Annotated in this window: 16 protein-coding genes; 15 read left to right on the forward strand and 1 reads right to left on the reverse strand. The window is 41.7% G+C overall.

Annotated features, from left to right (window positions below; all coding sequences use genetic code 11):
- The first annotated feature begins 79 nt into the window (after window positions 1-79).
- The 10 genes from AC1XUD_RS15715 (at window position 80) to AC1XUD_RS15760 (ending at window position 7,474) form a co-directional block, all read left to right on the forward strand.
- Complete coding sequence (locus AC1XUD_RS15715) at window positions 80-811, forward strand: Cthe_2314 family HEPN domain-containing protein (RefSeq protein WP_483361979.1); 732 nt, start codon at window positions 80-82, stop codon at window positions 809-811.
- Window positions 812-909: 98 nt separating this feature from the next.
- Complete coding sequence (locus AC1XUD_RS15720) at window positions 910-1,233, forward strand: hypothetical protein (protein WP_483361980.1); 324 nt, start codon at window positions 910-912, stop codon at window positions 1,231-1,233.
- 396 nt (window positions 1,234-1,629) lie between these two features.
- A complete protein-coding gene (locus AC1XUD_RS15725) occupies window positions 1,630-2,829 on the forward strand; it encodes a hypothetical protein (RefSeq protein ID WP_483361981.1) in 1,200 nt (399 codons plus the stop codon).
- 18 nt (window positions 2,830-2,847) lie between these two features.
- Complete coding sequence (locus tag AC1XUD_RS15730; protein WP_483361982.1) at window positions 2,848-3,744, forward strand: hypothetical protein; 897 nt, start codon at window positions 2,848-2,850, stop codon at window positions 3,742-3,744.
- A gap of 129 nt (window positions 3,745-3,873) precedes the next feature.
- Window positions 3,874-4,176 carry a hypothetical protein gene (locus tag AC1XUD_RS15735; protein ID WP_483361983.1) on the forward strand — a complete coding sequence of 101 codons (303 nt, stop codon included), beginning with the start codon at window positions 3,874-3,876 and terminating at the stop codon, window positions 4,174-4,176.
- Entirely contained in the window at window positions 4,157-4,540 is a 384-nt protein-coding gene (locus AC1XUD_RS15740) for a hypothetical protein (RefSeq protein ID WP_483361984.1), read from the forward strand. The genes AC1XUD_RS15735 and AC1XUD_RS15740 overlap by 20 nt, the downstream gene beginning before the upstream one ends.
- Window positions 4,537-5,235: a P-loop NTPase family protein gene (locus tag AC1XUD_RS15745; RefSeq protein WP_483361985.1), complete on the forward strand. Its 699-nt coding sequence runs from the start codon at window positions 4,537-4,539 to the stop codon at window positions 5,233-5,235. The genes AC1XUD_RS15740 and AC1XUD_RS15745 overlap by 4 nt, the downstream gene beginning before the upstream one ends.
- A complete protein-coding gene (locus AC1XUD_RS15750; protein WP_483361986.1) occupies window positions 5,228-5,752 on the forward strand; it encodes a hypothetical protein in 525 nt (174 codons plus the stop codon). Before AC1XUD_RS15745 ends, AC1XUD_RS15750 begins: the two co-directional genes overlap by 8 nt.
- A 218-nt stretch (window positions 5,753-5,970) precedes the next feature.
- Window positions 5,971-6,642 carry a plasmid mobilization protein gene (locus AC1XUD_RS15755; RefSeq protein WP_483361987.1) on the forward strand — a complete coding sequence of 224 codons (672 nt, stop codon included), beginning with the start codon at window positions 5,971-5,973 and terminating at the stop codon, window positions 6,640-6,642.
- Window positions 6,632-7,474 (forward strand): relaxase/mobilization nuclease domain-containing protein, encoded by an 843-nt coding sequence (locus AC1XUD_RS15760; protein ID WP_483361988.1) that lies wholly within the window; start codon window positions 6,632-6,634, stop codon window positions 7,472-7,474. The genes AC1XUD_RS15755 and AC1XUD_RS15760 overlap by 11 nt, the downstream gene beginning before the upstream one ends.
- Window positions 7,475-7,634: 160 nt before the next feature.
- Here the strand turns inward: AC1XUD_RS15760 and AC1XUD_RS15765 are convergent, their stop codons facing one another.
- Entirely contained in the window at window positions 7,635-8,051 is a 417-nt protein-coding gene (locus AC1XUD_RS15765; protein WP_483361989.1) for an XRE family transcriptional regulator, read from the reverse strand.
- 182 nt (window positions 8,052-8,233) lie between these two features.
- Here AC1XUD_RS15765 and AC1XUD_RS15770 point away from each other — a divergent pair, with 182 nt between their 5' ends.
- The 5 genes from AC1XUD_RS15770 to AC1XUD_RS15790 all read left to right on the forward strand — a co-directional run bounded on the left by AC1XUD_RS15770 (window position 8,234) and on the right by AC1XUD_RS15790 (window position 11,894).
- Window positions 8,234-9,118, forward strand: coding sequence for a hypothetical protein (locus AC1XUD_RS15770; RefSeq protein WP_483361990.1), 885 nt, complete (start codon window positions 8,234-8,236; stop codon window positions 9,116-9,118).
- A gap of 270 nt (window positions 9,119-9,388) precedes the next feature.
- A complete protein-coding gene (locus AC1XUD_RS15775; RefSeq protein WP_483361991.1) occupies window positions 9,389-9,949 on the forward strand; it encodes an antirestriction protein ArdA in 561 nt (186 codons plus the stop codon).
- Between the two features lie 423 nt (window positions 9,950-10,372).
- Complete coding sequence (locus AC1XUD_RS15780; protein WP_483361992.1) at window positions 10,373-10,576, forward strand: helix-turn-helix domain-containing protein; 204 nt, start codon at window positions 10,373-10,375, stop codon at window positions 10,574-10,576.
- A 2-nt stretch (window positions 10,577-10,578) separates the two neighbouring features.
- Window positions 10,579-10,911, forward strand: coding sequence for a HipA N-terminal domain-containing protein (locus tag AC1XUD_RS15785; RefSeq protein WP_483361993.1), 333 nt, complete (start codon window positions 10,579-10,581; stop codon window positions 10,909-10,911).
- Window positions 10,908-11,894 (forward strand): HipA domain-containing protein, encoded by a 987-nt coding sequence (locus AC1XUD_RS15790; protein ID WP_483361994.1) that lies wholly within the window; start codon window positions 10,908-10,910, stop codon window positions 11,892-11,894. Before AC1XUD_RS15785 ends, AC1XUD_RS15790 begins: the two co-directional genes overlap by 4 nt.
- Window positions 11,895-12,405: the final 511 nt, after the last annotated feature.

Raw genomic sequence — 12,405 nt, forward strand, 5'->3', positions numbered from 1 at the left:
AATTCTGACAGTGTGACCACCTGATACCAGATTGACCATCAGCAGAGTTTGTCTTTCTTCAGTTATCCAGTGTCTAAATATGATATCAAATCGTCTCGTTTTTGACTTTTTTACCAAATTAGAATATCCGACGGAGTCAGAAGTTGCGGAAATCGTTCCTGATGTGCCGAAGCTTCCAAATTTTGGGTTCCAGCCTATTAACGAAATGCGATTGCTTATCGAAGAAGAATTGTCTTTCGAAGCAGTAAAAAAGTCTGGTGACCTATTTTGGTGGGATAACCATCTTGGTAATAAACTCGGAAAACTTCGTTTATCTTATATTGTCGCGATGACGAATCACAAACGCGGCATTTTTCGAGACCCGGGCAACTTTTCAAGCAATATAGAGTTGAGCAGGATCCTTTTTGAATACTACTGTGAAGGGTTTTACTATCACTACTTTTCAGCTCGAGAAACAATCTTACAGATTACTAATCTGTACTTCGATTTACCCTTGAACGAGCATCAGGTGCGCATGTCGTCAGTTTTAGCTAAGATCGGGAATATTGAAGTCGCGAATGCTTTGAAAAAATTTGAGGAAGATGCAAAGTTGACGTCCAACATTAGGAACGCGTTTACACATAGATTTCCTATGACCAAAAACGATCATCGATCGAAAATTGTAGGAGAGGGTAGTGAACGGGTGTTTCACGGGGGTGGTGGAAACTCCATGCCTCCCGCCGAGGTTGTCAACAACATGAAACAAAGTCTAGATATCTTACAAGCATTGCTTACAAGCATTGCTTCCGAGCTAGTCATCCAAGGCAATTAGCAGCTAGAATTGCGGTACTTTACCCTTCCCATGCCATCACATTGACCTATAATTTGCATTTTGCGGATTTTTTCACTGTTCTAATGTAGAATACCAGGATGTTACCAATACTTGAAATAGCTCAGGAAAACTATCCCAAGGCATATAAGTTACTTGAACAATATACTGACCTGAGCGATAGGTTCAGTAACAGAGATCTCTATGATTTTTTTGATGATCAAGGTTTATACATCGAGATTACAATAACACCATCTTCCATTGACGATAATTGTCCTTCGTTTGAATTTAGAATTCGGAAAGGAAATGGTACTACAATGCCAGTAGATGTCGCACTTTTCGGCTATCAAAGATTTAAGACAGAGCTTTCTGCTTTTAGCAACGCTTTCAAAATCTTAGAGAGCTTATTGAAAACTGCCGAGTAGTCCGGAAATTTCTATTTTATGGCTTGTTCACCAAACAATATTTTGTTGTATAACAATACGTTATGTTAAGTGACGAAATTCAGAATAAGGGTCGCTAGCGGAGAGTAGACAAATAATCTGTTATGGAACCTCAAAAAAATCGGCGGATGGAAAACTGAAAAATCAGAATCAATAGTCTGAGGTAGGAGCCAACTTACTTCCACTGATACCAAAATGACCATCATACGGACCTATCCAATTCAAATCGTTAGAAATCAGTGTAAGACTCTAACACCTTTTCGTCCCTAATTTTCCCTTTTTGATCCCTGAAATTAGGTTGCTGCCAATCACATACTCAAATTTTGTCTGTTTCTAGCCGCACCAGAAACAATCGGATTATAAAACGATGACGACGTTATGGGACAAAAAGATTACTCACTCCAATGGCTGGATTTGATCATTACGGTTACTTTTAACCCCCTCAAGGCCCAGGTGGGCCTTCTAAGTAGGCAGCAAGCGGAAATTCTCACCAGCGAGGCGAAAATTCAAACTGAGAAAATCCAGTACCTTTTGAAAGGCCACTTCCTGGCCGTTCATAGTAACACAAAAAGCAAACGAATTGTCAGGCGGTATTATCTGGCGCTTTCCAGACTTCTTAATACAGCTCACGAGTATGCTCCTTTTCTTACAGAAGCCGCTGAGCATGTTCAGGTAGCCTACCTTTCAGTGATTGAATGCATCTGTGAACTGCTGACGTTTATGGAAGATTGTTTTCAGGAGTTTATCACTGGTGACGATCCAGTCCCGGAAATGTATCTGACACGGATGCAGCAGCAGATTGAATCCCGGATGCATCCATGCAAAGAATCGATCTCGGTATGTTTGCAAGACAAACGTCTGATTGAAATTGTTTTCCACCCACTGGAAAGTTTTGTCAATGGCAATCACGGCCGGGCAATCACATTTAAGGAGGCTGCTTACAAAAAAGAACTGATTAAAGCTTTAGAGAAAACTGCCTTCAAGACCGATAAAGTTAAAATGCAGGATGACCTGATTAAACAGCTGGTTTATCTAAACTTCAATAGCCGTGCTTTTGTAAACTATTTAACTGACCACATTTTGGTCCAGGTCAATAGTTGCGAGCAGCTCACGGATCAAATTTCCGAACTTCTCAGCTGCTCCAAACAGTTTAACCTTCTTTACTCAAAAACAGGCTTGGGCCTTAACCCGAATTACCCACCGCTAAAGGAAATCATTATCAGCTGGTTCCGTCATGAGCTGACCCACCTGGAAAAGAAGCAGCAATGGGAATTTAAAGAACCCTCAAGCATTCAGACGCAGGACGTCCAAACGGTCAAGTCAGAACCATTCAAGCTGATCTGCTTTCTTTCAGCCGATCAGATCGCCATTATTCTCCGGGCACTGGATTCACTCAGGATCATCAAAGCCAGATCGATGAGCCTGGTTTTCAAAAGTATAGCCCCCTTTCTTTCAACACCCAGAGTGCAGGATATTTCATGGGAAAGTATGCGTTCGAAAGCTTATAACGTTGAAGAAAGCGACAAGGAGGCAGTCATCAAAACACTCCAGTCCATGATCGAATGGGTAAAACAGTAAAACAAAACGGTGATCACTATGAATCTAGAAGGTAGTCTTCGGTATCCTCTTGTAAAATTTCTAATTGAGGAATTCTGTGGGAGTTTTTATGAGAATGATCTGACCTGTCTGAACAGGATGTTGATTTTGTATCATAACCGCTACCTTTTCTCTTTGACAGATGATTCCATCTCATTTCTTGATCAATATGAATTTTCATTTCGCAAATCACCTTTCAGCTACTGGTATTTAGAAAAAGCCAAACGAGACAGAATTGATCTGGTCCGGGCGAGAACAGCATTCCTGCTCACTAACAACCGCGAGATTTTAGAGCAGCTGTTGAGCAGGAAAGATTACAGTTCACCTAAATCGAAATCAGCTGCTATCAATCTGATTTATTTGTGGCTAAAAAGTATTCAGAGCGACCAGCCAAGAAAAGATTTGGATATCAATCAATGGATATGTGATATCGAAAATCAATTGGGTCACTTGCTGGACAAATCCGGTCATATGTCAGATTCAGAGAATAAAAGAGCTCCCAAAGTCGTGTTCTCACAATTTCACGAAATCCTCACCGGAAAGGATGAAAGCGAAAGAAAGCTCAAATTTCAAAATTTGATTGACATTCTTGTCAAAGAACAGTGGATCAGCAGTACCGATAACAATGGGAAATATACATTTAGGAATGCAAGCAGGGGCGGCAGGCTTCAACTTGCAGCCTTGTACTTTGCCCTGGACAAAAACGGACATATCAGCCAGAAACTAAACGCCCAGCAAATTGCGGCATTATTCAATTCCTGGATCGAGCATGAGATCGCGCCGACATCCTTTGTCAAAATCTTTCAAGCTGCCCAGCAACAAACCTTCAATGCCGCAGCCAATGAAAACCGGTCTGTTTATATTCAGGATTGTCTTCTGATGATCCGGGAACTGTGACGTTTTTCTTTAAGCTCGAAACTATTTTATTCTTTTTATTCCTTCCCGAACCTGCGGAATGAATGGGCATTGCACGCTTTCGAATTTTGCAGAGGTAAGAAGAAAAAACACAATTTAAAATTGAGTCCTATGCAAATCAACAAAGAATTGGTCCTTCGGCTCTATGAGCGCAAGGATCCCAAACGTCGCCGGATACTTTTTGAGTACTACCGTGGTCTTTTCGATCAGCTCTGCTCCATCCGCTTTCTGATCGAAATAATTAATCAGGATCTGGGAAAGAGTGTCATTGTCTTTTATGATATCAAGTATATCAGGGCAAACGCAGTGAAATGGACTGCGGATGCTAATGCTATGTCTGGTTTACTAACCACAGTAGAGCTTTCACCTGGCAGTCACCCTGATCCTACCGGAAATGAGAAGTCAGATGGATAATCAGACGTTAATTGAGCTTTTTGAAAGAAAAGACAAGAAACGAAGGCGTCTGCTTTTCAGGCTCTTCCGGGACATAATCCAGTCTGATCTGACAGCTGTGTACACCGCTGAGATCATTAACAAGAAGCTGGACCGTGAAGGCCTGGTCACCAGTGCGGACGTTAAATTCTGCCGTTACCAGTTCAAAAACCGGCCGCTTAAAAAGCTGGACAATCATGCAGCCGTTTCACCGCTACCTGGTAACAGACCTGATAAATCCGGCCAAAAACGCATTGAAAAACAGGTCGGTACATGGACTGATCCCGACAGCATCGATCTGCAAGAAAACCTAATTGTTCAATCCAAATTTACTAAGAAACCATGAAGCGAAAATTTCATTTTGTCCTGCAAGCCAAAGGCGGTGTAGGCAAGAGTTTGTATACTTATCTGAAAGCATTGTCAGAAGCAGAAAACAATACCCTGTTTGTTGATGTGGACAGCTCAACTCAAACCTCAAGCAGACAATTGCTGTTTTTGGGCAACCAAAGACTCGAACGGGTGTCACTAATCGATAAGCGCGAGGTACTGGTCAGGGATATATTTGTCGGCTATATGGAAAGCCTGGTCGACTGCCCCTTTGAGCAAATTTATATGGACTTTGGCGCACCGGAAAGCGAGCAGTTTCCCGCGCTCATCTCACGAGACCTGGATTTTAAAGCGTGGTGCGATGAGCTGGGTTATGATGTGACTTTCCATATTGTGATGGCAGCCGGTGGGGCCTATCTTGCGTGTGGCGAGTACCTGTCAAAAATCCACGATGCGCTTGAAGGGCAGTTTCGTATTATCGCCTGCGAGAACATTCACACCTTTAAACAGTACCCCAAGCTTTCACAGGAGCTTAAAGACCATTGTATTGAGATGGGAATTGAATATGCGAGTTTTGGCGACTTTGACTCAAATAGCCTGCTGGGTACTCAAATCCTGGATGGCATTCGAAATGGCTATAGTCGGGATCAATATCGCCCAGGAGCAAGAATAAGGCTGAGTAAGGAATTAAGGGAGCATTTCGATTATGAATAGCCAGATCAGAGAACTTCTCAACCGGTTGAACGGTAAGTATGGACAGAAATATGGTCATTTGATCGATGACTGGACAGCGATGGTTCTTGAGGAAATCCATGAGAACTTCGCCCAACTTACACGTGAACTCAGTGCTTGCAAAGATGAGATTGCCAGTGCCAAAGAAAAGATCAAAACCAGCCAGAGAATTGTTCAACTCGGCTCAAATAAGGAAGCTTTGTATTTTGGACTGGGTGTATCTGGTCCTGCGTGCATCGCGGCAATCATTGTCGGAATACTTATTTTCTGGTATGCGTATACAGCTGAGGGTTTTGAAAAGCGAAAGGCGATCATTGACACCTATGAGAATGTGATTGATTATGCGCTTCTAATGCAGAATGGAAGAATCATAGAGAGGGGCGGAGCAAAATACCTGGTACTTCGTCCGGTCCCTTCCGATGGGGATATAATTATTGGAGAAGAATACGTATTTGATCAAAAAAACAAACAGGTTTTGGTGCCTTTGGGAAGGAAATAGATGGCTGAAAAAGTCAAGTTGACTTTTTTGAACTTTTGCAAACTTTTGCTGCCAAACGCTGCCATTAGTTAACTTTTGTAAGCCAAGCGGTGGTTTTCTCCACAGCCAGCTATCGCCGGTACGTCGCAAAAATGCTCCTACCGGCAGGAGCTGGCCATGGGAAACCCCCGGACCCCCGCTATTCGCCCCAAGGCTCATAGCCAAATGATAAAAGAATCATGGAAAATAAAAAACAGAAAGGGAGACCTGCGAAAAGCGAGAGGGTTGTAAGACGAGACCACTTTTCGGTGTGGGTGACCAAAGAGGAAAAGCAAAAAATCAGCGGGATCATTGAAAAGTCCGGACTTTCGGCCAGTCAGTTTTTTGTGACACTGGCGCTGGACAGCCCCTGGAAACGACCGAAGCGAAGAGAGCTCCCTACGAAGACCGGAGAGACCATCCGGATATTGGAGCAGCTCTCGGGGATTCTTTCGCTGGCAGTACTCAAAACCAAAGATCATCAGATGCAAAGCCAGCAGTGGGAGCAAAGTAGTCAGCGGGTCCGACTGATAGCAAATCTGATTTCACTTTGGCTTTTTGAAGAATTTGAGATCAGAAAATTCCAAAAGACGATGACCGAAATCATTGACCTAATGCAGCAGCTAAATGTATACTTAGGTCAAATGCTCGACAGTTCAGAAAGTAAAAATCAGATACTTGGAAGGGTGGCACAAGTGATCATAAACTGCAAAAAGCTACTGACGAGCCACCAGGCTTACTATCAAAGCGGAGAATTCCAGCGGTCAACCAGAGATTGGGTAAGCTGGCAGGCCGAAAATCCAGCGGTCGTACACAAAGCGGTTGAAGACGCGCTCTCAAAAATCATCAAACGAATAAAATATGATTGGTAAAGCCGGACTTGGAAAGTATGCCAAGGGCATACTTGAGTACTGTTATTATGAGAAGGAGCTGACGGCAAAATCCAGAAAAGAGCTGACAACAGTGGACGTGCGTGGTGAGCTGGTTTATATTCAGCACCTTGGACTAAAGACTACGGCCGATGGCAGGCTGGATATCGACTATCTGGCTAAACAGTTTTTAGAGAATATGGACAAAAACAGAAACCTGACCAAGTTCATCTGGCACCAGTCGTTCAGCTTTCAGCAGGGAGAGGATGTTTCAAACGATAAGATCACGGCCATATCACAGGCATTTGCAAAAGAGTTTGGATTTGAACAGAACCAGATACTTGTTTTTAAACACAAGGATACGGCTCATTCGCATTTTCATATTGTAGCCAACCGGATCAACTACAACGGCAAAAACACGGCGGATCATTTTAATAATTACGCAAGGACAGGCAGTTTTTGCAGGCGAATGGAAGTCGAACTGGGACTCACCATTACACCCGATATGAAGCTGAACAGCAAAGTAAAACAGGCCGCTTCACAGGATAAGTATATTTTAGCGCTCAAAGAAATCATTGACGGACTTTTGCAGAAGGTCAGCTCTGTAACTGAGCTAAAACAGAATCTGGAAATGAAAGGAATAAAAACCTATACCGGCAGAGGTATCGCGTTTTTCGATCCAAAAAGCAAATTGAAAGTGAAAGGTTCCCAGATTGGAAGAGATTACTCCCTTGCTGCGATAGAATCCAGAATTGGAAATGCAGTGAAAGTTGAATTAAAACCCGAAGTCAGTGAAAAACAAACTCAGCGGAAATGGAAGGGCCTGCGAATTTGAGAACGGGAATGTTAAAATTGAAATCTTTTCAGACACCAAAAACAATACATTAATAAAAACATTTTTTTCGAAATCCCCTCTCACCGGCGACGGAGGGGTTACGACAAAAAATGTGTCTCTAAAAATAGGGATAACTAATTCTACAGTTCGATAACGGTGACTAAGACTTTTGGCCTAAAAGCTGTTTCAAAAGTTCAACTTTTTCCTGTTCGGATTGAAGCAGACGTTCATACAGCTTTTTGTTTTCTTCCAAAGCTTCAACCCATTTGTCGATTGGATTGAACGTGCACTGAAAATTAAAAGCACTATGATCGTAGAATGTATTGATATTATTGATAACCGATTCTTCGTCGAAGCTCTTAATAGCTTCGGAGTTTACTTTCAAAATTTTAGCCACTTGATCAAGTATTCCCTGCTCAATTACCTCTTTCTGTTCTAACAGAGAGACGCGCTTTTGCGTCCATTCTTCTCCCAGCTCATACGCGAGTGCATCCTGTTTCAGACCGACCATTTCCCTGAATCTTTTAATATTTCTGCCCTGATGAATCGTCTTGCTATTGTCGCTGGAAGTGCTCATGGTCTCAAGATAAATTGAAATAGATGGCTATCAAAATTCTAAAATAGCCGTTTTAGGCTAAAATTCCCAATAATTGAATTTTTTAGAACTGGATCTCATCCCAAATTCTGTCATGCTTAACATGAACAAGCCACGCGATGAGATTCATTTCTGAAAACCCAGCTGATATGCGGCCCGTATGGATGTCGCAAAATGAGATCGAAGTTCCTGATAACCTGTTAAAGCAGTTCTTTCAGGATTATAGTCTGTCTGATTGCCGGTTCTTTCTTTGGCAGATGTTGTCAGCTTCAGTTGCGACTGAGAATAAAAATAGTCAAGCAGGAAATGGAGAGCTGATTTACTTTTTCGAAAATCTGACTCCCGCTATTGAGGCCATGTATCTACTGGTGAAAACACAGCCGCCCTCAACAAGTGAAGCTGGTGGTGAATCAATAAATTCTTGGATTAACATTTCCCAGGATTTTAGTCAACAGCTAATTGCCGAAACGGATGTAAAAGTATCAAGGAACAGTCCAAATGCTCTGGCCGAGAAAAAAATGAAGAAAATTTCCAAAAGAGTTCGCCGTAATTCCATCTGGTTTAGAGAAAAGATAAACGATCCGTATCAGGTTGTATCTAGCTTCATTGATGGGTATTCTGCCGAGGAATTCAATAACTATCTTTTAGGCATTCTTGAAGCCTGCTCAGAGAACCATTTTTATCAAAAAGCAAGTCCTGCGGATGTATTGCATTTTTTTGAAAATCTGGAATCGATCATTAATGCTTCTTATTTAATATATAGGATGTCTGACGCTACTTGTGATTTAGATGTGCCTAATTCGCTGGAAGAGAGTCGTAGCAACGATCTGACCCAGTTTTTAGTTGGCTTTTTTGAATACAAATCGCTAGAGCAATGGAAACAGGACCTTTCCGAGATATGCAATTTTAGTTTAAGCAATCAGGCGGCACATCTGTGGGTTGAATGGATCGACACGCTGGCTATTTATACCCGCCTAACAAAACTTGTGGAATTACTTCATAAGAATACTAAAATCAATTCATATAATGACGGTCTCGATATCTCTTGAAGGTTTTTCAGTGTGAGCTTCTAAGATGAAGGAAGTAAAAGCATTGCGATCAGTGCAAACGAAAGTTACAAAGTAAAAAATGACGACTGCAAGCCTGCACGTTGTCATCCGGCTATTTATCTCTGCACATTCCGCGCACCTTAAACCGCCGGATGGGCTCGCAGTCAAGGGGAAAACCCCGTCATTTTTTCTTTGAGGGTCGGTAGCGATTGCCCTGAGCACAAAGCCGGGGCGGCCCACCAGGGTCAGCTACTTAAAAAACTTTCAATCATGAGATCATTTGATAACGCCCCAAGAATCTATGTTGGAACATATGGTCAATACAACAACGGCAGTCTCTTTGGCGAATGGTTCGACCTCACTGACTTTGCAAGCTCCGAGGAGTTCTTTCAGGCATGTTATGATTATCATAAGGACGAGTCTATTAGTAACGGATGTGAGCTGATGTTTCAGGATTGGGAAAATATTCCTGACTTTCTGATTTCGGAATGCAGTTTGCATCAGGACGCTTTCCGCTATTTCGAAATTACCTCAGATATGAATACGGAAAGATGTGAAGCCTTTGAGATTTACATCAAAAATATTTTGTCAGGTGCCATTGATGACTTTGACGAAGCTCTGCAACAATTTGATGAAAGCTATCGAGGATTCTTTGGAGGCTCGATGAAAGATGCCAGGGTTGAATATGCCTATCAGTACATTGAAGACACCGGTATGCTTTCCAACGTACCTGAGACTTTGGAAAGGTATTTTGATTACGAAGCCTATGCCAAAGATTTGTTTCTGGACGGTTACAGCGAAATCGAGGGACATGTTTTTGCTGATTTTTGAAATGAAAGGTTTTAAGGGTTTGCTGGAAATCCCGGTAAGCCCTTACTGATTTTGAGCAAATTCATCATATTTTATTCCAGACTTGCCCTAGGTAGAGAATTTGCATGCCTTGACCATCTGATTCCGTGGCGGATTAACCCCCAACAGACTATCGCTATGCATGAGATCAAAGAGTCTAAATCATTTATTTAAAGTGGTCAATTCAGTCGGACAGGATATGTCCTAATTTTCCGAATTGGCGTGATCAGGAACTCCGAACTCTCCACAGCTGACAGACGACATGACGAAAAAGTGCACTAAATTGCACTTAAAGTGGCAAATTGAACATCAGACGTTAATTTTTAATCGAAAAGTGTATTATATTGCCTATTTTATGAGTATTGATTAAATTTCTTTATATTTACATTAAAAAAGTGCTGTATAATGCATATCAATGATATTATAAAGGAACGAAGAAAACTTCTTGGCATAACCCAAGAGACCCTCGCCGGGATGTCTGGAGTTGGACTAAGAACGTTGAAACAGCTGGAAAGTGGAAAGGGAAATCCCACCATTGAGACTTTTGAGAAAGTTGCCGATGTATTGGGAATGGAACTCATTCTGCAAATCAAATCGATGGATAAATAATTATGAGACAGGCAGAAATTCTATACAAGGGGGAAGTTGCTGGTATGCTAACACAGCATAACGACGGCACGTTTAATTTTATTTATAAAGATGCGTGGATGATAAACAGCCAGAAACCTTCGGTGAGTCTCACGTTGCCAAAAACCATAAAGGAGTATAGCTCCAAGACGCTTTTTCCATTCTTCACTAATATGTTGCCGGAGGGTTTTAATAAACATGTTATCTGCAAGTCTTTGAAAATTGATGAGGATGATTATTTTGGTCTTTTATTAAACGTTGCTGAATTTGACGCCATAGGAGCTATCACAGTCAAGCGTTCAAATGAATCAGCATGAGTATGCCTGTTATCAAATACTGTCCAGGCACCTTAGCAGAAGGTTATGATACTTATAGCAGGACTTGCCTTAAGCGAATGTTTAGTGGAGCGAAAGTATCCCATGTTTTACCATATGATTCGCCAGCTTCCGCCGGCCAAGTTGATGCAGCATTCGTTTTGAGTCAAAGGCGGATATCAATCTCGGGTGTTCAGGAAAAGTTTTCTATAATACAGGTCAAGAACAAGTTGAGATTGGTGGGGGAGGGCGACAGGGGAACACATATCCTGAAACCGATACCAACCGTCGGCAGTAACGCAGATCAAATGCCTGCCAATGAACATTTGACGATGCAAATAGCACGACAGGTTTATGGGATTGAAACTGCAGAGAATGCACTCATCTTTTTTAAAAATGAAGAACCTGCATACCTTACCAAGCGCTTTGATGTGGATGAGGAGTGTAGAAAGAAGGCTGTGGAGGACTTTGCGGCCTTGTCGGGCAGAAGTCCTCAGACGCACGGGGAACATTATAAGTACCTGGGAAATTATATGGATCTCTTTAACGTCATAAAAAAATATTTACCTATTTATGGTTTGGAATCGCCTCGACTTTTTAAGCTGATCATGTTCAATTACTTGTTTTCGAATGGGGACGCCCATTTTAAGAACTTTTCGATTATCGAAACCGGTATGGGCGATTTCAGACTCAGTCCAGCATACGATCTCCTTAACAGCCGCCTTCATGTGAATGACTCGGACTTTGCGCTGGATGATGGACTATTGCCGCCTCAAATATCAAAGGGCAATATTGCTTCACAATTTCAGACTCTAGGGGAGGAGGCAGGCTTAAATATGAAAATGATTAAATCCATCTTCGACGTGATGCTTTCAAATTCGAAAAAAGTCGAGAATTTGGTCAATGCCTCTTTCTTAAATGATCGTTCCAAAAGGAGCTATCTTCAGGCCTACCAGACGAGATTAAAAAGGCTTACGAAGGTTTAAAGATCGTCTTATCTGACCTTTTTTACCCGAATTTTAAGGAATCAAATAATGCTTTTTTATGACAAAATCAAAGCATTCCCTTTACAAATTCAGAATTGTTTGCTGCTGACAATCAGCCAGCTGTATGGAATACGTCTATCGGAATTTTGATTGTTCGAACATCATGGAAGGGATTTTCGGAGAATAGATATCTTGTTTATTTCCAGCCTATTAAGTCACTGGTTCGAATCCCTCGCTGAAATAGCAAAATGGAATCTAACTATTGATCAGATCGTAACTGTTTTGAGCTGAGTTCTAAGGTAACGACGGGTTAATTAATAATGATTAAACGACTATCAAGATTTTTATCACAGATTTACTCAATGAGACTTCCAGAGGATTCGCCCCCAATGTTCACTCCACAATTTTGTCAGAATCCTAGGATCGAGTCCCTGCTAGATGATCTAGTAATTATTTGGATGGTCGCAATCGAATGGAAGTTATTCACGACTTTCATTAAAGGCCATAAACA

Source organism: Dyadobacter sp. HNCC25DJ184 (assembly GCF_056895215.1).